Source organism: Aquimarina algiphila (genome assembly GCF_007489275.1).
GTDB lineage: Bacteria > Bacteroidota > Bacteroidia > Flavobacteriales > Flavobacteriaceae > Aquimarina > Aquimarina algiphila.
Genome location: NZ_VLNR01000060.1, coordinates 17,358 through 42,498 on the forward strand (window position 1 = coordinate 17,358; position 25,141 = coordinate 42,498).

At 33.6% G+C, this 25,141-nt stretch carries 17 protein-coding genes and 1 pseudogene; 5 read left to right on the forward strand and 13 right to left on the reverse strand.

What is annotated here, in order from left to right; genetic code table 11:
* Positions 1–488 precede the first annotated feature (488 nt).
* The 8 genes from FOF46_RS22660 to rplM form a co-directional block, all read right to left on the reverse strand.
* Positions 489–2,906 (reverse strand): efflux RND transporter permease subunit, encoded by a 2,418-nt coding sequence (locus FOF46_RS22660; RefSeq protein ID WP_143918025.1) that lies wholly within the window; start codon positions 2,904–2,906, stop codon positions 489–491.
* Between the two features lie 85 nt (positions 2,907–2,991).
* On the reverse strand, positions 2,992–5,433 hold the full coding sequence (locus tag FOF46_RS22665; protein WP_143918026.1) for a DUF5686 family protein: 2,442 nt from the start codon (positions 5,431–5,433) through the stop codon (positions 2,992–2,994).
* Between the two features lie 90 nt (positions 5,434–5,523).
* Positions 5,524–6,087 carry a ribosome recycling factor gene (frr, locus tag FOF46_RS22670; RefSeq protein WP_109435664.1) on the reverse strand — a complete coding sequence of 188 codons (564 nt, stop codon included), beginning with the start codon at positions 6,085–6,087 and terminating at the stop codon, positions 5,524–5,526.
* A gap of 46 nt (positions 6,088–6,133) precedes the next feature.
* The gene (gene pyrH / locus FOF46_RS22675) at positions 6,134–6,841 is read right to left on the reverse strand and encodes a UMP kinase (protein WP_109435663.1); all 708 of its coding nucleotides are present in this window, start codon (positions 6,839–6,841) and stop codon (positions 6,134–6,136) included.
* Between the two features lie 459 nt (positions 6,842–7,300).
* Positions 7,301–8,266: a translation elongation factor Ts gene (gene tsf / locus FOF46_RS22680; RefSeq protein WP_109435662.1), complete on the reverse strand. Its 966-nt coding sequence runs from the start codon at positions 8,264–8,266 to the stop codon at positions 7,301–7,303.
* Between the two features lie 170 nt (positions 8,267–8,436).
* Entirely contained in the window at positions 8,437–9,264 is an 828-nt protein-coding gene (rpsB, locus tag FOF46_RS22685; RefSeq protein WP_143918027.1) for a 30S ribosomal protein S2, read from the reverse strand.
* Positions 9,265–9,392: 128 nt separating this feature from the next.
* A complete protein-coding gene (gene rpsI, locus FOF46_RS22690) occupies positions 9,393–9,779 on the reverse strand; it encodes a 30S ribosomal protein S9 (RefSeq protein WP_109435660.1) in 387 nt (128 codons plus the stop codon).
* Positions 9,779–10,234, reverse strand: coding sequence for a 50S ribosomal protein L13 (gene rplM / locus FOF46_RS22695; protein WP_109435659.1), 456 nt, complete (start codon positions 10,232–10,234; stop codon positions 9,779–9,781). Before rplM ends, rpsI begins: the two co-directional genes overlap by 1 nt.
* Before the next feature lie 282 nt (positions 10,235–10,516).
* Here rplM and FOF46_RS22700 point away from each other — a divergent pair, with 282 nt between their 5' ends.
* A complete protein-coding gene (locus tag FOF46_RS22700; protein WP_143918028.1) occupies positions 10,517–13,210 on the forward strand; it encodes a DUF5916 domain-containing protein in 2,694 nt (897 codons plus the stop codon).
* Between the two features lie 133 nt (positions 13,211–13,343).
* A complete protein-coding gene (locus FOF46_RS22705; protein ID WP_143918029.1) occupies positions 13,344–14,534 on the forward strand; it encodes a serine hydrolase domain-containing protein in 1,191 nt (396 codons plus the stop codon).
* A 59-nt stretch (positions 14,535–14,593) separates the two neighbouring features.
* Here the strand turns inward: FOF46_RS22705 and FOF46_RS22710 are convergent, their stop codons facing one another.
* Positions 14,594–15,277: a hypothetical protein gene (locus FOF46_RS22710; RefSeq protein ID WP_143918030.1), complete on the reverse strand. Its 684-nt coding sequence runs from the start codon at positions 15,275–15,277 to the stop codon at positions 14,594–14,596.
* 202 nt (positions 15,278–15,479) lie between these two features.
* Here FOF46_RS22710 and FOF46_RS22715 point away from each other — a divergent pair, with 202 nt between their 5' ends.
* A complete protein-coding gene (locus tag FOF46_RS22715; protein WP_143918031.1) occupies positions 15,480–15,950 on the forward strand; it encodes a lipocalin family protein in 471 nt (156 codons plus the stop codon).
* 51 nt (positions 15,951–16,001) lie between these two features.
* Here FOF46_RS22715 and polA read toward each other — a convergent pair whose 3' ends face one another.
* A complete protein-coding gene (polA, locus tag FOF46_RS22720; RefSeq protein WP_143918032.1) occupies positions 16,002–18,830 on the reverse strand; it encodes a DNA polymerase I in 2,829 nt (942 codons plus the stop codon).
* Positions 18,831–19,275: 445 nt separating this feature from the next.
* Here polA and FOF46_RS22725 point away from each other — a divergent pair, with 445 nt between their 5' ends.
* Both FOF46_RS22725 and FOF46_RS22730 read left to right on the forward strand, forming a co-directional pair.
* Complete coding sequence (locus FOF46_RS22725) at positions 19,276–20,484, forward strand: metallophosphoesterase (RefSeq protein WP_244299721.1); 1,209 nt, start codon at positions 19,276–19,278, stop codon at positions 20,482–20,484.
* An 84-nt stretch (positions 20,485–20,568) separates the two neighbouring features.
* Entirely contained in the window at positions 20,569–20,865 is a 297-nt protein-coding gene (locus FOF46_RS22730) for a thioredoxin family protein (protein ID WP_109435652.1), read from the forward strand.
* Here FOF46_RS22730 and FOF46_RS22735 read toward each other — a convergent pair.
* The 3 genes and pseudogenes from FOF46_RS22735 to FOF46_RS32675 all read right to left on the reverse strand — a co-directional run.
* Positions 20,862–21,515, reverse strand: coding sequence for a polysaccharide deacetylase family protein (locus FOF46_RS22735; protein ID WP_143918034.1), 654 nt, complete (start codon positions 21,513–21,515; stop codon positions 20,862–20,864). The genes FOF46_RS22730 and FOF46_RS22735 overlap by 4 nt on opposite strands.
* A 52-nt stretch (positions 21,516–21,567) precedes the next feature.
* A complete protein-coding gene (locus FOF46_RS22740) occupies positions 21,568–24,876 on the reverse strand; it encodes a glycosyltransferase family 117 protein (protein WP_143918035.1) in 3,309 nt (1,102 codons plus the stop codon).
* Between the two features lie 153 nt (positions 24,877–25,029).
* Positions 25,030–25,141: pseudogene (locus tag FOF46_RS32675) on the reverse strand (IS982 family transposase); the annotation flags it as partial.

A 25,141-nucleotide genomic window follows, 5' to 3' on the forward strand; every position in this document is an offset into this window, starting at 1 on the left:
CGTTTTCTTAAGGGGTGATTATGCGTAAAAACCATAATCCTTGGAGTTTTTGACTTAAAAATGTGTTTTTTTTGATTTTTTTTAATCAAAAAACGACATTAATCATTAATTGAAAAAAGAAGTTAAAGTATTGTTTTTCAATTACTTATTATTTTGTTGTTAATGATTTTTATAACTGAGTTGTGTTAAAGTTGAAGTTGTTTATAAAAAAAGGGGATTTTTCCCCCCTAGTGGGTATTTCAAAATATAAAAAGGGGCAGTATCTTGCATATGCAATTATGACGATTGTGTTTACGTTAAGTTTAGTTCGATAGGTTTTGGGGTAATCTATCTTACAGAAGTCCCGTTAGTTTCTAACGGGGCTTTTTTTATTCTAAAAATTTTGAATAAAAGAAGCATTATAAGATATAGACCCTTTATCAGCTATACTGTATAGATGAATATATTCTTAAATCAAATAAAAAATAAAAGTAAGATGGCTTAAATTTTTATTCTTCTTCTTGAAGAGTTTCTTCAGCCTCTTCTTCATTATCATTAGGAGGGATAATTTTAAAGGTAGGCTCTTTTAAAGTCTTTTTATTTGCAATACTTCGTTCTAATGAAAGTAACAGAGAAGGGAGCAATAAAAGATTTGCCAGCATAGCAAACAATAAAGTTGTAGATACTAATCCACCTAATGCTTTGGTTCCACCAAAACTAGAGATCATAAAAACAGAGAATCCAAAAAATAAAACGGTTGAAGTATAGAACATGCTCACTCCGGTTTCTCTTAAAGAAGCCAGTACAGATTTTTTAATCCTCCAATGATTAGATTTTAATTCCTGTCTATATTTTGCAAGAAAATGTATTGTGTCATCCACAGAAATACCAAAGGCAATACTAAACACTAGGATCGTAGATGGTTTTATGGGTACTCCCAAATATCCCATTAATCCTGCTGTCATTAGTAATGGTAATAAATTAGGAATAAGAGAAATAACAATCATTTTCCAGGATCTAAACATCCAGGCCATAAATAATGCAATTAATACAACAGCCAAGGTTAGTGAAAAAGTTAGATTCCATACTAAGTACTTGGTGCCTTTTTGAAAAATAAGAGCTTTGCCTGTAAAAGAAACATTATAGCGATCTTTGGGAAATATTTTTTCTAATTTTGGTGCTAGAGTTGCTTCAATGCGATCCATTTCTTCTGTTCCCACATCTTTCATAAAAGTAGTGATTCTGGCATATTGCCCTGTAGAATCTACATAACTTTTCATTACCCCAGATTTGGATTCAAAACTTTTAGCATATGGCAGAATAAAGTTTCGTTCCTGACTGGTTGGGATTTGATAATATTTTGGATTCCCATTATAAAATGCCTGCTTAGAATACTTTACCAAACTCACAATAGAGATAGGTTTTGAAAGCTGTGGAGTCTCCTCAAGAAGTTCTTGAAGCTGTTCCATACGTTTTAGAGTAGAAAGCTTTAAAACACCTTGTTTACGCTTAGTGTCGACTAATATTTCTAATGGCATAATACCATCAAACTCGTCTTCAAAAAATTCTATATCTTTATAGAAGCCAGCAGATTTTGGCATGTCTTCTAGTAAGCTTCCCGAAACTTTTATGGTATAAATACCAATAATACTTACGATTAAAATAATTACAGAAGAAAAATAAATGGTAACCCTTCTGGTTTTTACCATATTTTCCATCCAATCCATTAGTTTTTCAATCCATCCTTTCCCCAGATGCTTTAAGTGCCTTTCTTTGGGTTGTGGCATGTAACTATAAATTATAGTTATGACTAATAAACAAAGTATGAATAGAGCAATTATATTTATAGAGGCTACAATACCAAACTCTTTTAATAATTTACTTTCAGTTAAAGCAAAGGTTGCAAATCCTGAAGCTGTGGTAACATTAGTCATTAGAGTGGCATTACCAACTTTGGTAATTACTCGTTGTAACGATTTGGCTTTGTTACCATGTTTTTTTATTTCCTGTTGGTATTTATTAATTAGAAAAATACAATTAGGAATACCAATTACAATTACCAAAGGAGGTATGATAGCCGTAAGTACTGTTATTTCATATTCTAGAATACCCAAAAGCCCAAAAGCCCACATTACCCCAATAATTACGGCAGTCATAGAGATAAGAGTCGCTCTTAGAGATCTAAAGAAGAAAAAGAAAATTAGAGAAGTAACTAATAAAGCAGCAAGAATAAATACTGAGATTTCATCCATGATATTCTGCGAATTCATGGTTCTAATGTATGGCATTCCGGATATTTTTATATCCATGTCATACTCTTTTTCAAAAGCTTCTACTGCCGGCTGAAGCACATCTATAATAAACTTTTTTCTGATTTTGGTGTTTACAATATCTTTTTTGAGGTAAAGTGCACTTTGAACAGTTTGAGATTTTTTACTGTATACTAAACCTTCGTAGAAAGGAAGTTTATTAAATAGTTCGTCTTTATAAGAAGTAACCTGTTTTTCTGTGTAACTAGAATCTTTTATAAAAGGAATTAGCTCAAATCGAGCAGGATTATCCTTCTTTGTTAATTTTTTAAGGTCGGCAATAGAAATTACGAGGTCTATTTCTTCATATTCCTTAAAAGAATTATTAAAATCATTCCAGGCTTTAAGCTTTGTAGGAGTAAAAAGACTACTGTCTTTTACTGCCATAACAATCAGATTACCTTCTTCTCCAAATTTTTCTAAAAATTTTTGATATTCTATATTTACCTCATGATCATCAGGAAGCATATTTGCTTCTGAATGTGAGAATCTCATGTTTTTCCATTGAAAACCCATGAAAACTGTGATCCCTATAATTGTTATGAATATTATAGCTCTATTACGGAGTATAATTCCAGCCAGTGCATTCCAAAACCCGAAACTGAATAATTTTGCCATTCTTTACTTTCCTGGTGCAAATGTAAGGATTGAAGAGGTATTATTTAACAATTTCTTTAAAGAAAATTAGGTATTATTTTGAGCATTAAAGTTTTAAATAAAAAGTGAACTTGAATGATATATTATCTTCAATTCTTGGAAGGTGATATGCTCCATATCGATATGCAAAGCTAAGTCCAAAACCAGCAAATAGCTTATTGATTTCGAAACCAGATTCTTGGTAACCCTGTTGCAAAGAAGAAAAACTTACGCCTTGGTGGTTTTCAATATTTTCTACATCTCCGATAGCATACCGACTTATAAGAACTAATTCTGGTTTAAACCAACTCGTAATCTTAATTGGTTTTATTCTGTGTTTTACTTGTAATGTAGCTAGTTTGTCACTAAAAAATTCTCCAAAGAACATGGTTTCAAAAGTCCTTCTTCCGGCAACAGAAAAACGCTGAAAGACAGTTTCTTTTGTAGGAGCATTAGGATATGCATGATATAAATGTGTAAGAGGAATATCGCCAGTTGCCAAATCGGCTTCGAATAAAAGGCTGGTTTGGGATTGATTGATACGATTAATAACATATTCTGCTTTAAGCCCTATTTTACTGTATGTGAAATTGCTATCAAATACTCCTTTGAAACTTTGGGTATATTGCGCTGTGATTTTAGGGTATCCATCATGAATCTCTTTATAGCCATTAGGCGTTTTTAGAAATTTACTAAATGGACTCCAACGAAGTGCTATTGTAGATTCTGAAGTTTTATAATTTGAAAACAGGTTTCCATCATTAAGATATCGATATCCACCTGTCTGACCTATATTACTTGTTGAAAATTGAGTTTCAGAAACAAGTTTTGGAAAAATTTGATATTGTAAACTGGTGCTCCAGGTTCTGTGTTTATAATAGAAATCGATATTTACCAAACGAGGTTCAAATAAAGAATAGACCCTTCTGTCTGTGAGATAAAAGAAACTACCTACTTCTTTAATATCATCTGTGTAATTTACATTTAACCAAGAATCTGAGTTCTTATTTAATAATACACCTCCTCCAACTCCATATTTAGATTTTGAGTCTCTAAAACCATATACCAGATACCCTTCTAATCTAAATCGATTAGAAAACTTAGCGTTTGTTTTACCACCTAATCCAAGTCTTAATCCTTCATAATTATTATATTTTATGGGATATGTAAGATCAAAATTAAAAAAACCAACAGGGTAATACCCTATATTAAAACTTTGTATCACATCAATTTTGCGTTCAATGTTTTGAGCTTTTACAATACTGTCTACAACTGGAAATGAATTTAAATCTTTCTCAGTAATAGCGCTTGTGCGATTTTTTTGCCAATAACTTTCGTCTCTTACATTGGCCTCTGGGTCTATCTGTATGGTAGCCTGGCTCTGATTTACATTTTGTTTGGTATTTAATTCAATGTCATATAAATCAGTTTTGGAGATTAGAAAATCGTTATTTCCCGAAAAGGTTTTTTTATTATTTCCTAGTCTTCCGACCGAGATTTGTCCACCAAAGAGACTAACCTTTTGTCTTCCATCTCCTGGTCGTATAGTAATTTCCTGACTTTCTGGAAACCAAATTTTTTCTTCTGGAAAATATTCAAAAGTATGAGTGGCCATTACATTGAGTTCTCCTCTTAATTCGATAATAGCTTTTTGAATCGCTAATGTCTTTATATCGATATATAAAACGCCTTCTAAACGAGCAAAATTTTTAGATTTACGAGGTTGAAAAAGAATGACAAAGGCTGGGTTTTTATCCTGTGTAGTGTCAAGAATTTTATAATAATAATTCCTAAGTGCTCTATTGGATAGTGGACCTATATATTTATTGTTAAAAATCGTGTAATCTTCATTGTAAAGTGAATTAGATTGTATTTTAATACCTAATACATTATAAACAGGTTCCTTAAAACCAGTCATCCTAGTAGCTAAAACAGTTTCTTTTTCTTCAATACCTTTTTTAAATTGATGTAAACTTACCTTTTCTGATAAAAAAGAATGAGTGTCATTAAATAAACGCTCCATGTCAACTTTTGTAGTGTCAGAGGTATTTAATGTGGCTTGATTATCTTCAGTGATTTTAAGTTTATTGTAGCTTTTGTAACTAAAAGTTTTAAGTAGTTTTTTTGAGTTGTTTTGATTTTTTCTACGAATCGCTTCTGCAATAATTTTTGCAGCTACATTTTCAGTAACATCTAGTTTTACAGTGGCAAGATTTTCTTCTTTAAGATTGAGTTTAATTTCTATCTTTTCAGAATTTTTAGATTCAATTGCAATCACTTTGGTCTGGTACCCCAAATAGCTTATGGTTAGGTTAACAGGATATGCGTTAGATCTAATCATGAATTCTCCGTCAACAGAGGTCAAAGCATACGAGGATGTATTTGTCTTTACTGTAGCAAAAGGTAAGGGTCGATTAGTACTTTGGTCAATGACAATGCCATTGATGCTAACTTGAGAAATTAAAACAAAGTGAGTAAAAAATAATAAACAAAAAAATTTGTTCTGCATTATACCAAATAGGTTCAAAAAAACGAATATACAAAAAAGCGTTTCCAATAAGAAAACGCTTTAGCTATAATTAACGTTCATTATGAAATATTAAACAGTCATAATTTCTTTTTCTTTTATACTTAACATTTCATCTATCTTTTTTATGTAGCTATCGGTTAATGTCTGAATGTCAACCTCAGTATTTTTAGCTAAATCTTCAGACAATCCTTCTTTTTCCAGTTTTTTTATTTCATTGTTAGCATTTTTGCGATCATTACGCACGCCAACTTTAGAGTCTTCTGCTTCAGATTTGGCTTGTTTTACTAAATCTCTACGACGTTCTTCTGTAAGAGGAGGAACACTTATAATAACACTTTCACCATTGTTCATAGGATTGAAACCAAGATTGGCAACTTGAATACCTTTTTCAATCTCAGGAATTACGGATTTATCAAAGGGTTGAATAGAAATCGTTCTAGCATCTGGAGTTGATACATTCCCTACCTGATTTAATGGTGTAGGAGAACCGTAATATTCTACCATAACATTACCTAGCATTGCAGGTGATGCTTTACCAGCTCTAATGTTAAGTAATTTTTTTTCTAAATGTGCAATTGCAGCTTGCATTGACTCTTTTGTCGAATCGATAATAAAATTTATTTCTTCGTTCATTTTTTACTTCTTTTCTTTTGACTAATCAAAAAATAAGCCAATATAATTAAAGATTTACTTGAGTTCCAATAGATTCGCCAGAAACAACTTTTAGTAAATTTCCTGTTTTATTCATATCAAAAACAACTATTGGTAGTTCATTTTCCTGACTTAATGTAAATGCTGTAGTGTCCATTACCTTTAGTCCTTTTCTTAAAACATCATCAAAGGATATAAAATCAAATTTTGTTGCATCTGCATTTTTCTCAGGATCAGAGGTGTATATGCCATCTACTCTGGTGCCTTTTAGAATAACATCTGCATTAATTTCAATTGCTCTTAATACTGCTGCAGAGTCCGTAGTGAAATAAGGGTTTCCTGTTCCTCCTCCAAAAATAACAACTCTTCCTTTTTCAAGATGGCGCATTGCTCTTCTTCGTATAAATGGTTCTGCTACTTCATTAATTTTTACCGCAGATTGTAATCGAGTAGGTATTTCGGCATCTTCAAGGGCGCTTTGCAATGCTAGTCCGTTAATAACAGTAGCAAGCATTCCCATATGGTCAGCCTGGACTCTATCCATTCCTTTACTAGCGCCTGCAACACCTCTAAAAATATTACCCCCTCCAATTACAACAGCAACCTGTACACCTCTATCGGTGATCTGTTTGATTTCGTCAGCATATTCTGCTAATCTTTTAGGATCAATTCCATATTGGCGATCACCCATTAAAGCTTCGCCAGATAATTTAAGTAATATTCTTTTGTATTTCATTGTGAGATTTAACTGTGGTGCAAATATAATGATATTCTTAATTTAGGAAATAGTTTAGCTTATAAAGGTAATTTTTTGAATTTAATACCTAAATGTTAAAATTTAACTCAATTATAAAAAAGGGTGGTTTTCCCCTATAAAGGGTATTGGTTAGTGTCAAATTATGTTATAGGTTTGCCTCAGGGAAAACAAAAAAAATGTGGGGGACGAGAAATATTTTTGGAAGAGTATTTAGATATTTAAAACGCATAAATATCATTGATATTGATGCAATATAAACTGATTGGGGAGTCTGTTTGTATAATTGGGGGATAAGCGCTCAAGGAAACTTGAAGCTTATATAAATATCTTGAATCTAGAAAAAAAATATTTTTTAAATATGATGAAGAAAAAACCGCTTCTATATAGAAGCGGTTTTTGTTTTTTTTAGATCTAACTCTAAAAATATGTGATTTGTAATTATCCTAAGGCTATTCTTTCAAAATTAACCACAGATACATCACCTAATGATTGTACATAATCAGCTACAGTCTTCTTTTCATCTTTGATGAAGTTTTGGTCAAGAAGACATTGTTCTTGATCTAATGTAGTATTATCAGATATAAATCTTTCTAATTTACCAGGAAGAATTCTATCCCATATTTGCTCAGGCTTTCCTTCTGCTTTAAGCTCAGCTTTTAATTTTTCTTCTGCCTGTGCAATTATTTCATCAGTCAATTGAGATCTTGAAATAAATTGAGGGACGTTTTTTAACGTTTTTCCTAATCGACCAAGTTCGATATTTTCTTTTTCGATTGCAGCAATTCTTGCTTGAGTTTCTGAAGCAACATATTCTGGATCAAAATCTTTATAAGATAATGTGGTAGCTCCCATAGAAGCTACTTGCATAGAAATGTCTTTAGCAAGACTTTCTGCGCTTTCTATAGCAGTGGATAATCCTGTTAAAGCACCAATTTTATTTCCATGAATATAAGACCCGACAAAAGGAGCTTCTAATATTTTAAAATCTCCAATTTCGATTTTTTCTCCAATAACACCAGTTTGTTCAGTAAGTTTTTCCTGAACAGTCATACCATTAAAATCTGAAGCTAAAAACTCTTCTTTAGAGGAAGTGTTAAGTGCTACTTCAGCTAATTCTTTTGCTAAAGAGACGAAAGATTCATTTTTTCCAACAAAGTCAGTTTCACAATTAAGAGAAACGATTACTCCTTTATTTTTTGTGTCGTTAACTTTTGCAATAACCGCACCTTCTGCAGATTCTCTATCTGCTCTTTTATCAGCAATTTTTTGTCCTTTTTCTCTTAGGATTTTAATTGCTGCGTCAAAATCTCCTTCAGCTTCAACAAGTGCTTTTTTGCAGTCCATCATTCCGGCACCTGTAGCTTTACGTAATTTACTTACGTCGGCTGCTGTAATATTTGCCATATCTTTAAATATTTAATGTGTAAATGTGTTGTTTATGTAAAAAACAAGTCGTTTAGTTAGTACTGCAAAAGTAAAGAACCAAACGACTTATTAATTTTATGCTAAAGTTAAGTTTACCTTAAAGATAAAACCCTAACCTAGAATTTTAATAGATTGAGTAATCAATCTGTTTATTCTTCTTCTTGCTTAGCAGCTTCAGTTACTACTGGTGCTTCTACTACCGCTGCAGCTTCAACTTTTGCAGGAGCTTCTTTTACAGGTGCAGCTTCTTTTGCAGGAGCATCCTTTTTAGGAGCATCTTTTGAAGCTTTTCTTTCACTTAAGCCTTCGATAACAGCATCACTAACATAAGTCATTACTTTGTCAATAGATTTAGAAGCATCATCATTTGCAGGAATTACATACTGTACTTGACGAGGGTCAGAGTTAGTATCAACCATTGCGAAAATAGGAATGTTTAATTTTTGAGCTTCTTTTACCGCGATATGTTCACGAGTAATATCTACAACAAATAACGCTCCTGGTAGACGAGTCATATCAGAAATAGAACCTAAGTTCTTTTCTAATTTAGCTCTTAAACGATCTACTTGTAAACGTTCTTTTTTAGATAATGTGTTAAAAGTACCATCTTTCTTCATTCTATCGATAGCAGCCATTTTTTTAACGGCTTTACGAATTGTAACAAAGTTGGTAAGCATACCACCAGGCCATCTTTCAGTGATGTAAGGTTGGTTAGCTTTAGCTGCTTTTTCAGCAACAATTTCTTTAGCTTGTTTTTTGGTAGCGACAAAAAGGATTTTTCTGCCAGATGCTGCGATTTTTTTTAAAGCTTCACTAGCTTCATCAATTTTTGCAGCAGTTTTATATAAGTTAATGATGTGAATACCATTGCGCTCCATATATATATATGGTGCCATGTTTGGATCCCATCTTCTTGTCAGGTGACCAAAGTGTACACCCGCATCAAGTAATTCTTTTACTTCGATATTGTTTGCCATTTTTGTAATAGTTTACGTTCTGTTGAATTAGCAATGCTCAAGTGGCTACTTTTGTATGGCCTTGGGCATTTAGATGCTAAACTAACCCCTCATATAGATGAGGTAACAACAAATACTGTTTTAATAAATTAACGTTTAGAGAACTGGAATTTCTTACGAGCCTTCTTCTGACCGAATTTCTTACGTTCTACCATTCTTGGATCTCTTGTCAATAAACCTTCTGGTTTAAGGATTGATCTGTTTTCCTCGTCCAGCTCACATACCGCTCTTGATATAGCTAAACGTACAGCTTCTGCCTGACCAGTGATTCCTCCACCATATACGTTTACATTTACATCGTATTTATCCTCGTTACTTGTTAAAGTTAAAGGTTGGTTTACTTTGTATTGTAAAGTAGCGGTAGTGAAATAGTCAGCAAGATCTTTTTTGTTAACCGTAATTTTTCCAGAACCATCTTTAAGATAAATTCTAGCTACAGCCGTCTTTCTACGACCAATTTTGTGAATAACTTCCATTACTTAAATTCTTTTAAGTTAACAGTTTTAGGCTGCTGAGCGTCCTGACCGTGGTCTGCTCCTGCATATACCTTTAAATTACGGAATAAAGCTGCTCCTAATTTGTTCTTAGGTAACATTCCTTTTACCGCTTTTTCGATTAAACGCTCTGGATTTTTGTCATACAATTCCTGAGCAGTAAGACTTCTTTGCCCTCCAGGGTATCCAGTGTGACGGATATAAGATTTATCTGTCCACTTTTTTCCTGTTAAGTTGATTTTTTCGGCATTGGTAATGATAACATTATCACCGCAATCAACGTGTGGGGTAAAGCTAGGTTTGTGCTTACCTCTAAGTAGTATTGCTACTACAGAAGAAAGACGACCTAAAGTCTGTCCTTCAGCATCTACATGCAACCATTCTTTAGTAACGGTAGCTTTGTTTGCAGATACTGTTTTGTAACTTAATGTGTCCACACTAATTATTTTTTACTTAATTAAACATTCCTTTTCCTATATAAAATAGGGGTGCAAATGTACAATTATATATTTATATAGCAAACTGGTAGTTGATATTATTTTTAAAGTATGATGCATTGGTTTTCAGCGATGTTGAGGTAATTACCGTAGAGCTCGTTTATTTTATGCTTTCCAGGTGTCATCCTCTGTTAATTTTTTACTAAAAAACAACGGTATGTGTGACAAACTAGAATAATTTCTGTCATCTTAGTTATATCAATCATCAAACTTCTAATCATCATGAAATGTTATACCTGTCTTTTGGTACTCTTTTTATTTCCAATAATTATCTTTGCGCAAGATTCTACTAGCACAGTTAAAAAAAGAATTTATACTACAAAACCTTTGCAGGGAGCAGAAGCTCCAACAATCGATGGGTTAATTAATGAATCGGGTTGGGACCTGGTAGAATGGACCGGTGATTTTACAGAAAATCAACCAGATGAGAATACTCCTCCTAGCCAAAAAACAAAATTTAAAATAGTATACGATCAAAAATACCTATATATAGCATATCGTTGTTATGATGACGAACCTGATAAAATTGAGAAAAGACTATCCCGAAGAGATGGTTTTGCAGGTGACTGGGTAGAGATTAATCTTGATACTTATCATGATAAGAGGACCGGTTTTTCATTTAGTATTACTGCTGCCGGTGTAAAAGGAGACGAATTTATCTCTCAGAATGGAGATAATTGGGATAGTAGTTGGAATCCAATTTGGTATACAGCTACAAATATTGATGAAGAGGGATGGACAGCCGAAGTGAAAATTCCCTTAAGTCAGGTAAAATTTGGTAAAAGTAAAGAGCAAATATGGGGATTGCAGGTTAATCGTAGGTTGTTTAGAAAAGAAGAACGCTCTGTATGGCAACGTATCCCGCAGGATGCACCTGGTTGGGTAAGTGAGTTTGGAGAGCTACATGGATTAATTGATATTGAACCACAAAAACAATTAGAAATCCAACCTTTTGCTGTGACTCAATTAGATACATATCCAAAAGAAGAAGGGAATCCTTTTAGAGATGGTGATGATTTTGAGTTGAATGGCGGTTTGGATGCAAAAATAGGGATTACAAATGATCTTACTTTGGATTTGACAGTGAATCCAGATTTCGGGCAAGTAGAAGCTGACCCTGCAGCCATTGCATTAGATGGATTTCAGATTTTCTTCAGGGAACAACGACCTTTTTTTGTAGAAAATAAGAACATATTCGATTATCGCTTCGCTAATAATCAGGATAATGTATTTTATTCTCGTAGAATAGGAAGAAATCCAAAGGGGTCAATTTCGGGAATTGATAACGAATTTATAGACAGGCCCACAAATACTACAATTCTTGGCGCAGCAAAATTTAGCGGAAAAACCAAAGATGGCTGGTCTATTGGCATCTTAGAGAGTGTAACTTCTAGAGAGATTGCAAAAATTGAAGATGAAAATGGAAATAAAAGGGAGGCTATTGTAGAACCTTTAACGAATTATATGGTGGGTAGAGTCCAAAAAGATTTCAATAAACGTAATTCTTTTATTGGAGGGATCATTACAGCTACCAATCGAGATCTTGGAGATACATTTAATATAGATGAAGAAGATCCTGATACAGATGAAACATCTGAAGTGGCAGGTACAAGGGAAAATAACCTTAATCTTCTTAGGAAATCTGCATATTCGGCAGGATTAGATTTTAAACATAATTGGAAAGACAGAAAATACTTCTTAGAAGGCAATATTGTAGCTAGTCATGTAGAAGGTTCTAAAGAAGCTATTGAAGAAACTCAAAATGAATTAACTCATCTTTTTCAACGAGTAGATGCAGGGCATGTAGAAGTAGATCCTAATAGAACTTCATTAACCGGAACTGGAGGTAAGTTAACCGGAGGTAAATCTGGAGGAGGAAATTGGAGATATAGTGCAGGGGTATTTTGGCGCTCTCCAGAATTGGAGTTAAATGATATAGGATTTTTACGTCAAGCAGATGAAATCAGACAGTTCAGTAGTGCGCGTTATCTTTTCTTAAAACCAACAAAGTTGTATAGAAGAGCAAATATTAATTTTAATCAATTTGCTACATTCGATTTTGACGGAAATTATAATCGCATTCAATATCGATTAGAAGGCTTTATTAATTATAAAAATAACTGGTGGACAGAAGCTGGTTTTGGTCATAAGCCTCGTATTTTTACCAACACCTTTTTGAGAGGTGGGCCTCGCTGGCGTTTCTCTGATGAGAATTTTGCTTATTTGTTTTTCGGTTCAGATCGAAGAAAGAAATTTAATTTTACTGTTGGATATGATGGATCCAGAGCAGCGCAAAACAGTTTTTCATTCAATCGATATGTGATTCGATTGAGATACCAACCTTTTAATTCTTTTAGTATGTCTCTTAATCCACAGTTTCGACAAAATCCTAATAAAACTCAATATGTAACAGAGGCAGATTTTAATGGAACGGCACGTTATATTACAGCAGATATAGATCAACAAACATTGAGTGCAAGTATTAGATTGAATTATAATATTAATCCAAACTTGACGATACAGTATTATGGAGAGCCTTTTATATCGAGAGGGAGATATAAAGACTTTAATTATGTAAATAATGCGGTAGCCAAAAACCTTGGTGAACGAGTAACGCTATATAATCAAGATCAGATTTCGTTAGTGGATGATCAATACGAGATAGACGAAAATAGAGATGGGACGGTTGATTATACAATTGATAATCCTGATTTCGCATTTGTGCAATTTCGTTCTAATTTGGTTTTGCGTTGGGAATATATTCCAGGTTCAGAGATATTTTTAGTTTGGTCACAGGGGGTTACCGGAGATGGGAACCCTGGAGATCATCTTTTTAGAAGTTTAAAAAATCAAATTTTGGATCAGCAACCTGAGAATACTTTCTTAATTAAAGCTACATATAGATTTGTACTTTAAATTCTTGATGTACTTAATTTCTGAAAAGATGCTTTTCAAGTTGTTTATTATGGGATAGCCATTGTTATTGTAAAAAACTTTTTCAGGCTTAGTATTTTACCTTTATTTTGCAGCATTATTAGAATATGACTATATGAAATACCTTTATGCTGTATGTATTGCTGTTTTTTTAGTGTCTTGTAACACTTCAAAAGTGGAGAAAGAAGTGAAAATAATTGAAGAAAAACCTGAGGTTTCAGAACAAGAATCTTTAACCTTATTTTTAGAACATTATGAAAAGTTTTTTGCTACTAATTTTAATGTTTCTGAATGCCCTGGTGCGGCAGTGGTGATTGTAAAAGACTCAACAATTATTTATAAAAGAGGGTTTGGAGTAAAAGAAATTCATACACAGGATTCTGTAGACGTTGAATCTGTTTTTAGGATTGCAAGTTTGTCTAAAGGTGTAACTGCAGTTCTTGCAGGAAATATGGTTGATCATGGAGAACTACAATGGAATCAGAATGTAAAAGAGTCTTTACAATCATTTGATCTTAAGGATAGACAACAGGCAGATAGACTTAAAGTGAATCATTTGCTATCTCAGACTACAGGATTGTATCCTTATACGTATACAAGGTTAATACAACAAGGTTTATCTTTGGATCAAATCATTAGAAGTTTTAGAAGAAAAGGGGTTGTGGCTAGAGAAGGAGTAGAGTATGGCTATCAAAATGCCATATTTTCTGTGATCGAAAAAATTATGGAAAATGGCTCAAAAAAATCTTTTGAAACATTACTTAAAGAACGGATTTTTGATCCGGCAGGAATGTATAGTGCTTCAAGTACATATACTGCTATAAAAAACACTGATAATGTAGCGCTACCACATTCGTACAATCATTATTCAAAAAAATACAGATTAGATAAACTTCATAAAAACTATTATAATGTAGCTGCAGCCGGTGGTGTGAATGCATCAATTTCTGATATGGGAGAATATCTAAAAGTTCTGCTTGGATATCGTCCTGATATTATTTCGAAGGAAAGTCTTAGTGATATTTTTAATCCTGTTATATGTACAAGTAATGAAGATACTTACGTTAATTTATGGGATGGAGTAACAGATTCATACTATGCAAAGGGTTGGCGTGTTTTGGATTATCGAGGTAGAAGAATCATCTATCATGGAGGGAATGTAAATCAATATAAAACACAACTGCTTGTTGATCCTGATAATGATATTGCTATGTGTGTGCTTTTTAATGCTCCTAATTCTTTTAATGGGCCGGTAATACCGACTTTTCTTAATTATTATGATTTTTATCTGGATGTAAAAAAGTAAAACCCTGCAGGTTGATCCAACAGGGTTAAAGGATATATTAAGTGATATGTTTTTATCCGTTATCGAGTGCTTACAGCTGGAACTTCTTCTAAGACAATAACATCAACTTCTCCAGAAATAGAAAGGTTGTTTCCTGTTTCATTACTGTCTGAAGCGATATCCATAGAGAAAGAGAATACCAGGTTATTTGTTTCTTCATTAAAACTATAGTTGGTAATGCTAAAATTAGACACACCCATATCTGTATTGCTAAATTCACCATCATCGATTACAAAATATTTATTGTCGTTTGAAATGATAGCATAATCATCAACTTCTAAATCGAACGATATCGTTTGATCGTCTTGTCCTGGGTTGGTGATATCCAAATCAATGGCTGCTAAAGTTTCCTGGTATGAGTCATCTGGAGTGCTTAAAAATCGAATCAATTCGAAATTGATTTCAGAATCCTGAATAGTTACCGAAGAATTCTCATCAAGTTGATCACCTTCGATAGCTGTAAATTTAAATGCTACAGTATCTGTAAAAGTTACATCATCAGGTCGCGTTCCTTCAAAAGAAAGAGTAATACTACCAAATTGAGTAAGTTCATCAAAACCAACTCCATTCTGCCCATTTTCTCCATTCACACCGTCTATTCCATTTGCTCCATTTAGTCCATTCATTCCATCTTCTCCTTCACAATTAGAAAGGAAGATCCCTAAGCAGCAAATTAAGATAGTTTTTAAGTACATTTTTTTCATTCTTTTTTGTTTTAAGTAATTTATTGCAATTCTGACTAAAAAATTAAGAGTGCAAATGTAGAAGGTCTTATGAGGTGATGAAATACGTGGCGCTACTTATTTATATGATTTCATTTACTGCTGACTTGTTAAAATTGATTATGATTTTTATAATGGTATGGTAGTTGTTTCTTCTTCGCATAACCATAAATTATTAAAACACATGAAAAAATCATTTTTACACATTTTGGCTTTAGGGTTGGTATTTGTATCGTGCTCAAATGACGACGATAACAGTGCTACGGATTTTAAGGGTATAACATATAAGTTGATTGAAGTCAATGTAGAGACTCCACAAGACGTCAATGGAGATGGAAAAGCAAATAGAAACGAAATGCTAGAAACAGATTGTTATCAGAATACCCAAATCGTTTTAGAAAGTCCAACAGATTTTTATAACGTAACTCAAAAGTTTGGTCATTTGGATAGGGGCCTTGAAGTTTCTACTTCATGTCAAAGTAATGATTATAACGGAACCTATGAATTATCAGAAAAACAATTGGTGTTAAAGGATAAAGATCAAAAGGAAGAAACTTTTCAAATTGTTGGAGATCAGCTAAAAGTCTCTTATGATTGGACTTTTTTTGATGGAGATCTAACAAAAAAAGTAGAATTTGTTTACCAAAAACAATAAAATAAGATTAAAAATAAAAAGCCCTATGCCAGAGCATAGGGCTTTTTATTTTTAATGAGCCTCTAACCAGTTGTCTCCTAGTCCAAGATCTACATCTAATGGGACAGCTAAAGTGTAGGCGTTTTCCATTTCTGTTTGGATGAGTTCTTTAATGGTGTCTAATTCTGGTTTAAAAACATCAAATACCAATTCATCATGTACCTGCAGAAGCATTTTGGTTTTGTAATTACCTTCTTTTAGTTTTTTATGAATGTTGATCATTGCAATTTTAATGATATCAGCAGCACTACCCTGGATAGGCGCATTTACTGCATTTCGTTCTGCAGCACCTCGTACGATAGCATTCGCAGAGTTAATGTCTTTGAGGTATCTACGTCTTCCTAAAACCGTTTGGACATAACCATTTTCTCTTGCAAAATCAACCTGCTCGCTCATGTAGTTACGCAGTTTGGGATATGTTTTATAATAGGTTTCTATCAGTTCTTTGGCTTCGCTTCGGGAAAGGCTGGTTTGGTTACTTAATCCAAAAGCCGAAACCCCATAAATAATACCAAAATTCACGGTCTTGGCATTGCTACGCTGTTCTCTGGTAACCTCTTCAAGAGAAACATTAAATACTTTTGCAGCAGTAGAAGCGTGGATATCTTCTCCATTTTTAAATGCTTCTATCATAGTTTCCTCCTCACTTAATGCGGCAATAATCCGTAATTCTATTTGAGAGTAATCGGCGGCTAGTAATGTATAGTCTTCACTACGTGGGATAAAAGCCTTTCTCACCTGTCTTCCTCTTTCAGTACGAATTGGGATGTTCTGTAAATTAGGGTTGTTAGAACTTAGTCGCCCAGTTGCAGCTACAGTTTGCATATAGTCGGTGTGAACATGACCAGAATTTTCATTAACCTGTGTTGGTAGTGCATCGACATAGGTGCTTTTTAGTTTAGATAAACCACGAAAATCCAATATATTCTGAATAATCTCATGATCCTTTGCTAAATATGATAATACATCCTCTGCCGTAGAATATTGCCCGGTTTTCGTCTTTTTAGGTTTGTCTACCAATTTCATTTTCTCAAATAAAATAACACCTAGTTGTTTCGGGGAAGCAATATTAAATTCTTCTCCAGCTTCAGTATAAATCTTCTCTTCTAATTGCTTAATGTCATTGTCTAATTCTTCAGAAAGAGATTGTAAGAAACCTTTGTCAAGATTTATTCCCTCGATTTCCATATCTGCCAGTACTCTAAGTAATGGAATCTCAATATCTTCAAATAAAGAAACCGTTTTAGCTTCTGTAAGTTCAGGAGCAAAGTGTTCTTTAAGTTGAAAAGTTATATCTGCATCTTCAACAGCGTATTCAGTCTGTTTGTCAATAGGTACTTGTCTGAATGATAATTGGTTTTTACCTTTTTTACCTATTAATTCGGTTATCGAAACCGGAGTGTAATTAAGGTAGGTTTCAGAAAGCACATCCATATTATGCCTCATATCAGGATTGATAAGATAATGCGCAAGCATGGTGTCAAAAAGTTTTCCTTTTACTTCTATATTATATTTTGCCAGAACTTTTATATCATACTTGAGGTTCTGACCAATTTTTGTATTATGTTCTGCTTCAAAGAAGGGTCTTAATTGTTCGATTAACTCTTGTGCTTCTTCACGGTCTTCAGGAAATGGAATATAAAAACCTTTTCCGGCTTCCCATGAAAATGCTATTCCAACTAATTCTGCAACCAGAGGATTCAGACCTGTGGTTTCGGTATCAAAACAAACATAATCCTGTTTTAATAAATTTTGCAGAAATAGTTTCATGGCCATCCCGGGAGCAATACTTTGATAAAAATGCTCGGTATTTGCGATTGTTTTCCTGGTTGAAAAAGAAGCCGCTTCCGATGATTCTTCAGTCCCTCCAAATAATGAAAACTGACCCGCTCCAGCTTGTGTTCCTTTTTTCTTTGTGGTTGTGGGTTTATCACCCTGAGCTGCAGTTGTGTCTTCTCCAGAAAATATTTTCATGAACTGATCAGTGAGCCTCCTAAACTCTAATTCCTGAAAGATTTCATGTACTTTCTTAGCATCGGGTTCTGTGAGTTCATAGTCATTGGCATTAAAAGTTACATCACAATCCAGAATTATAGTAGCAAGCTTTTTAGACAGTAAACCTAACTCTGCATTAGCTTCTACTTTTTCTTTCATTTTTCCCTTTAGCTTATCTGTATTGGCTAATAGCCCTTCCATAGAGCCGTACTCGGCAATGAATTTTTTGGCGGTTTTATCTCCAACTCCAGGTAATCCAGGAATATTGTCAACGGCATCACCCATCATACCCAAATAGTCAATGACTTGTTCTGGACGTTCTACTTCAAATCTTTTTTGCACTTCTGGAATTCCCCATATTTCAATCCCGTTACCCATTCTAGCCGGACGATACATAAAAATATTTTCAGATACCAATTGGGCATAATCTTTATCTGGGGTTACCATATATGTTTTGTATCCTTCTTTTTCTGCTTGCTTGGCAATAGTCCCAATTAAATCATCAGCTTCTACACCTGCACGTTCTATAATTGGAATATGCATAGCTTTTAGTATTTCCTGGATAATGGGTACAGCAATTCTGATTGCCTCTGGTGTCTCATCACGATTTGCTTTGTATTCAGGAAAAATCTCTAGTCGATCTTTACTTCCTTGCTTATCAAAAGCTACAGCCAAATGATCTGGTTTTTCTCTTTTGATAACATCAAATAGAGAATTTACAAATCCCAAAATAGCTGATGTATCCTGACCCTTGGAGTTAATCCTGGGGTTTTTAATGAGTGCATAGTATCCTCTAAAGATAAGAGCGAAAGCATCTAAAAGAAAAAGACGTTTTTGTGACATGATATGAGTTAAATTTTTTTAGAAATGCAATATAAAAAGAAGATTAATCAAAATCCCTTCAAAAAACAGAATATGTGATAAAAAAACAAAAAGAAATGCCGTCAAAAACTGACGGCATTTCGCCCCAAAATAAAATTGATAACAATGTATCAACTGCTATAAATACGATAGTAATTGTTTATTATATAGTATATGATTTTTTTTATTGTAATTAAGCCCTAAAGGAAATTATAAAACGAAGTTACAAATAAAAATCTTACTTCTGAAAGAAATCATTAAGATTTATGATAGATAAGATGATGATTTTAACGCTTTTTAGTGCTAAAAATTTATTTATCGTTAATTTTTACTTAAAAAACAGTGTCGAACTAAAAAGGAGAGATAGTTTTGTTTGGTAATTGAAATACAAAAATAAACTATGCGTTGGTTGATCCCCATTTTCATATATATGCTTATAGAAGTGTATTCTTATCAAGCTATTAAGACCATTACAAAAAATAATTGGGTACAAATAGGATATTTTGTTGTGTCGTTATGTATTTTAGGATATGTGATTTATATTTTTGCAAATTATGATAGAAGTGTAGGGCCAACAAAATATACTTTAAGGGCTAGTGCTTTATTATTACTAACCCTGGTCCCGAAGCTCATTCTGGTGTTATTTCTATTTGGAGAAGATATTATTAGATCTTGTGTAGCAGGATATAATTATTTGACAAATACCTTTTTTGAAGGCACAGCAACTCAGTATCTGCCTGATCGAAGAAAATTCATAAGTCAGCTAGCGCTTGGTGTAGCGGCAATTCCTTTTGCTGGATTATTACATGGGATTTTTAAAGGAAAATATAACTTTAAAGTAATACGCCATGTATTATACTTTGAAGATCTTCCTAAAGCGTTTGATGGATTTAGGATTACCCAAATTTCTGATATTCATTCAGGAAGTTTTGATGATCCTGCCAAAATTGAATATGCTGTGGATTTGATCAATGAGCAAAATGCCGATCTTCTTTTATTTACAGGTGATATTGTTAATACTATGGCGAAGGAAATGGATGATTGGATTGATACGTTTAAGCGCATAAAAACACCTCAATATGGAAAATACTCTGTTCTGGGAAATCATGATTATGGCGAATATGTTACCTGGGATAGTGAGGAAGAAAAAGATGCGAATTTTCAGGCGATAAAAGATATTCATAATAAAATCGATTTTAATCTGTTACTAAATGATAGTGCTTTTGTTGAGAAGGATGGAGAACGAATTGCTGTCATAGGAGTAGAGAATTGGGGACATAATTTTAAAAAAGCAGGTGATTTGAATAAAGCTTCTGAAAAAGTGGTTAAAGAAGATTTTAAAGTGTTATTAAGTCATGACCCTTCGCATTGGGAATATGAAGTAAAGAAACATTCTGATCATTATCATCTTACATTAAGTGGTCATACCCATGGATTTCAATTTGGAATCGAAATTCCGGGATTTGTGAGATGGAGTCCCGTGCAATATGTGTATAAACAATGGGCAGGAATGTATAACGAGACCGGGCGTTATCTTAACGTAAATAGAGGTTTTGGTTTTCATGCTTTTCCTGGAAGAGTGGGTATATGGCCCGAGATTACGGTAATTGAATTGAGAAAAGGTTCTAAGCCCGCTTAATTCGTAGAAAGTGTTATATTTACAATTGTTTATAAGTCTGTTTTTAATAAAATATAGAGACTTGAAACATTAAAGTTTTTGGACATGTCAAAGTTTGGAGATATAATAGGTATTGAAGTTCCGGTTCTGTTGGACTTTTATACAGAGTGGAATGAACCCTCTCTTGCAATGCACCCTGTGTTAAAAGATGTGGCTGCTGCTCTTGGTGATAAAGGAAAGGTTGTAAAGATAGATGTAGATAAGAATGAAGAATTAGCTACAGCTTTACGTATTAAAGGGCTTCCTACATTAATGATTTATAAAGAAGGGGAGATGGTTTGGCGACAAAGTGGTGAGCAGGATGCAAATACACTTATTGGGCTTATGAAAGAGTATGTTTAAAACTCAATAGCCTCAAAAACAAACCCTCTATTTGTAAAATATTCCAGTACTTTTGGAAGTGTAACTGTAAGATTTTTTGATGCTTTTATGCTATCGTGAAATACGATGATACTTCCCGGCCTTACACTTTCTATTACATTTTGGTAACATTCTTCAGGAGATGTGCTTAATTCCCAATCTTTTGATAGGACATCCCAGAGGATTGTTTGATAGCCTAAGTTTTCTAATGTTTTAAATTTAGAATGACTTATTTGTCCATAAGGAGGTCTAAATAACTTTTGTGTATTTTGATTAGATGTACTGTGTTTCTTTATGATTTCTTCACATTCAATAACGTTTTGAATATATGTGTCATGATCACTTTTCCAGGCTTTAAGGTGATTTGTGGTATGATTTCCAATAGCATGTCCTTGAGATAAGATAGAATTGAAAACTTTAGGGTGTTTTTTTATGTTGTCTCCAATACAGAAAAAAGTAGCCTTAGCATTATAGCGGTTCAATTGTTCTAACACAAATTCGGTAATCACGGGTATTGGTCCATCATCAAAGGTGAGATAGATTTTATTTTCACTAATATGACAAAAGTCCCATATGTACTTAGGGAAAATTTTTTTGACGAGCCGAGGTGTTTTGTTGGGAATTTTTGGCACCGATTATATTGAATAAAAAAGTGAGCTTTTTAAAAAGCTCACTTTTAATAATTTAGTCTGATATACTATCTCTATCTAAGGAGTCTAAAGGTTTTTCTTGATTTTGAAGTTCCTTTATGAGTTCTTCTTCTTGTCTGCGGATAGCTTCATCATCATCGTATTTTTCATCTTCAGAATACAATCTTGTAAATAGATCAAGGTATTTATTAAACTCATCCGCTTTTTCTTCAATCATTTCTCTGTCTCGATTCATCAGTAATAAATCAACAACACTACGATAACGTTCTACATTTGTTACTATATCTTCTGCGTAACGGTATTGATCTTTAAGCTCAAGGCTCCCAAAATAAGTGAGTTGCTCCTGGTATTTTTTTGCTAATTTTTCCCAAAGATCACGAGCTTTTTGTTTTTCTCCTATCTCGTAGTATCCACTAATATAGGGTTCTACAAGAGTATAGTATTCATAATACTCGATAGGCATTTTGTCCATTGCCAGATCTATAATTTCTTTGGCTTTGTCCTTTTTGTCTTCTCGAATTAATGCTTCTACCAATCTTGCTAAATTACTTCTATACGTAATCGCGTTTTTTCTAGTTTCAGGATCATGATATATATTCGGGTCATTGCTATTTCCCCAATCCCAGCTAGTAACATTTTTATACATTAATTCTGTGTCAATACGTCCCATTTCAAATGGGTTACGAGGATCTACCTTGGTGCGTATGGGTACAAGTTTAAAAGTTACACCATCTAGTTGCAGGTAATCTTTCATCCATAAAAAATCATCATCTCCATAACTTCCACCTGTAAAGTAAATTGGTCTTTCCCAATTATTATTAGCAAGCATGTCTAACATTAATAAACGATTCTTGAAGAGTAGATCTCCTTTTAGATGGATGTCGATATAAGGAACAATAAGATCTGCATCCTCTGGAGCTACAATTCCATTTTTGAGAACGGCTTCCTTATCTACAGGGATTCTTATATGTTTTGTAGGAAATGTATTTACTTTTTTTCCGCTTTGTAAATCTCCTTTGGTTCTGGGGTCATCTGTTTCTATCCATCTCATCCAGTTTTTGATAAGCATAGTATCATTTGTCACTGGTTTGTAATAAATAGCATCATTGTTACCAAACCTATAAAATTCATGGGTAAGTTGGGATGGTATTGGTTTTCCTTCGTAAGCGGCCCTTTTCATCTGATCGATATACCAATCTGTTGCAAATAAACTTGTGTTTACTGTCCGTACATCGGTGCGATAACCTTCAATATCTTGCGCATACCATAGTGCAAAAGTATCGTTATCCCCAATTGTAAATAATATAGCATCTTTTTGACAAGATTGCAGGTACATCTTAGCCATAGCTTGTGCTGTATATCTATTAGAGCGGTCATGATCATCCCAGTTCTGAGCAGCTAAAAGAACCGGTACCGCTAATAGACAAATTGCTGTAACGGCAGGAGCGAGTATTTTTGGTTTTAAATAACTTTTGAGTAAATCAAATAATGCGTATACCCCGAATCCTATCCAAATTGCAAATACATAAAATGATCCAACTAAAGCATAGTCCCTTTCTCTGGGTTCAAAAGGTCTTTCGTTTAGGTATATTTTTAGTGCTAATCCAGTAAATAAGAAAAAGACCAGTAAGACCCAGAATTTTTTCTTGTCACGCTGTAGCATGAATACAAATCCTATTAACCCTAATAACAAGGGTAAAAAGTAATATGTATTTCGAGCTTTATTTTTAAGAGCATCCCCTGGTAAGTTGTCCTGGGATCCTAATCGAAGCTCGTCGATAAATTTAATTCCACTAAGCCAATTCCCTTCTAAATCTGTTAGCTTACCTTGATTGTCATCTTGCCTTCCAACAAAATTCCACATAAAATAACGCCAATACATATACCCCATTTGATAGTCAAACAGGTAATATAGATTATCTTTGAATGAAGGTTTTTCTACATTAATATAATTCCCAAATGATTGCAAGAATTTATTGTAATCATCATTGTCTAATTTTCCAGTAGCATACTCTCTTTTAAACTCTGTTACTGCTTTTAGTAATTCTTCTTCCCCTTGGTATTCTGGTTTTATAGTAAATTTAATAGGACCAGAATATTCCATATAGTTGCTAATGTGTTCGGTGCTCCACATTCTTGGTAAAAAGGCTTTATGCGCATCGTCAAGATTTTGTTTTGCATTTTTCCAATCATTGACAATAATGTATTTTCCTGTCTTAATATCCTTTTCGTATTTAGGTTTACCATCCTCGTATGGGTTGATTTCGTCTAAGCCAGCATAGATTTCCGTAAATTGCGGACCATAAAAAAGATGTGTTTCTGGGTATTGCTCAAGATTATAGTAGGCTAGAAGTTCCCTAGCATTATTGGGGTTATTCTCGTTAATTACAGTTCCTGCATTTGCTCGAATGGGTAACATGATCCAGCTCGAGAATCCAACAAGAATAAAGACAACGCACAGTAATAAAGTATTTAATTTCACATAATTTTTCTTGCGTGTATATTTTATAGCAAAGTAAAAAGCCGTTGCTATGATGAGTCCGGCAATGATGGTTCCAGAATTAAAAGGAAGTCCAATCGAATTTACAAAAAAGACTTCTGCTGCACCAAAAAACTTAAGTGTTGAGGGTAATAAAAGTTTGAAAATAAATAATAGTATGGCAACAACAACAATGTTGGCTATGATAAAGTTTTTTATGGTGATTTCTTTGTAATTTTTGAAGTAGTACAATAAGCCAATTGCAGGGATAGATAATAGTCCCATAAAGTGAACTCCAAATGATAAACCAACAATAAAAGAAATTAGAATAAGCCATTTATTTCCTCTTGGGGTGTGCATATCTCGTTCCCATAATAGCCCAAGGTAAAAAAGAACAGATAAAATACAAGTGGCCATTGCATATACTTCAGCTTCAACAGCATTAAACCAGAAACTATCAGTAAATGTAAATGCTAATGAGCCTACCAATGCACTACCTAATATCGCTATTGCTTTGCCTTGTGTGAACTCTTCATCTTTTACGATTACTTTTTTGAGCAGTATAGTTATTGACCAAAACATAAAAAGTATGGTAAAGGCACTGGCAAATGCTGAGGTCATATTTACCATTAGAGCAATTTGCGTAGGGTCTGAAGCAAAAACTGAAGCAAAAGCTCCAATCATTTGAAATAGAGGCGCTCCTGGAGGATGCCCAACTTGTAATTTGGAAGCGGTGGCAATATATTCTCCTGCATCCCAAAAACTAGCGGTCGGTTCTACTGTCATTGCGTAAACGCATAATGCGATAGCAAAAACTATCCATCCAGATATTTTATTCCACTTGGTAAAGTTGAATGTACTCATAAGATTTATTCGGTTATATAACGTGTGGCGAATTTAGTAATAAAAATACTTTCACCTTGGTTTTTTTAGCAAACGCTTAACAGAAGTTTATATTTTGATCAATTGTAATTGAATTAAAAAGAGAAATATAATTTAATATAACCCGTTGTGCATTTAGTTAATATTAATTTTTAGGTTGTTTATATTTCTGTTGAATTCAAACCTATTGATATATTGAATAATGGTCATTGCTGTGATCTTTGATAAGATTCTATTTTTAAATCCC

Bases quoted from the DNA above. Each gene is read 5' to 3' on its own strand.
- FOF46_RS22660 (WP_143918025.1), bottom strand. From the start codon at position 2,906: ATGGCAAAATTATTCAGTTTCGGGTTTTGGAATGCACTGGCTGGAATT.
- FOF46_RS22665 (WP_143918026.1), bottom strand. From the start codon at position 5,433: ATGCAGAACAAATTTTTTTGTTTATTATTTTTTACTCACTTTGTTTTA.
- frr (WP_109435664.1), bottom strand. From the start codon at position 6,087: ATGAACGAAGAAATAAATTTTATTATCGATTCGACAAAAGAGTCAATG.
- pyrH (WP_109435663.1), bottom strand. From the start codon at position 6,841: ATGAAATACAAAAGAATATTACTTAAATTATCTGGCGAAGCTTTAATG.
- tsf (WP_109435662.1), bottom strand. From the start codon at position 8,266: ATGGCAAATATTACAGCAGCCGACGTAAGTAAATTACGTAAAGCTACA.
- rpsB (WP_143918027.1), bottom strand. From the start codon at position 9,264: ATGGCAAACAATATCGAAGTAAAAGAATTACTTGATGCGGGTGTACAC.
- rpsI (WP_109435660.1), bottom strand. From the start codon at position 9,779: ATGGAAGTTATTCACAAAATTGGTCGTAGAAAGACGGCTGTAGCTAGA.
- FOF46_RS22700 (WP_143918028.1), top strand. From the start codon at position 10,517: ATGAAATGTTATACCTGTCTTTTGGTACTCTTTTTATTTCCAATAATT.
- FOF46_RS22705 (WP_143918029.1), top strand. From the start codon at position 13,344: ATGAAATACCTTTATGCTGTATGTATTGCTGTTTTTTTAGTGTCTTGT.
- FOF46_RS22710 (WP_143918030.1), bottom strand. From the start codon at position 15,277: ATGAAAAAAATGTACTTAAAAACTATCTTAATTTGCTGCTTAGGGATC.
- FOF46_RS22715 (WP_143918031.1), top strand. From the start codon at position 15,480: ATGAAAAAATCATTTTTACACATTTTGGCTTTAGGGTTGGTATTTGTA.
- FOF46_RS22725 (WP_244299721.1), top strand. From the start codon at position 19,276: ATGCTTATAGAAGTGTATTCTTATCAAGCTATTAAGACCATTACAAAA.
- FOF46_RS22730 (WP_109435652.1), top strand. From the start codon at position 20,569: ATGTCAAAGTTTGGAGATATAATAGGTATTGAAGTTCCGGTTCTGTTG.
- FOF46_RS22740 (WP_143918035.1), bottom strand. From the start codon at position 24,876: ATGAGTACATTCAACTTTACCAAGTGGAATAAAATATCTGGATGGATA.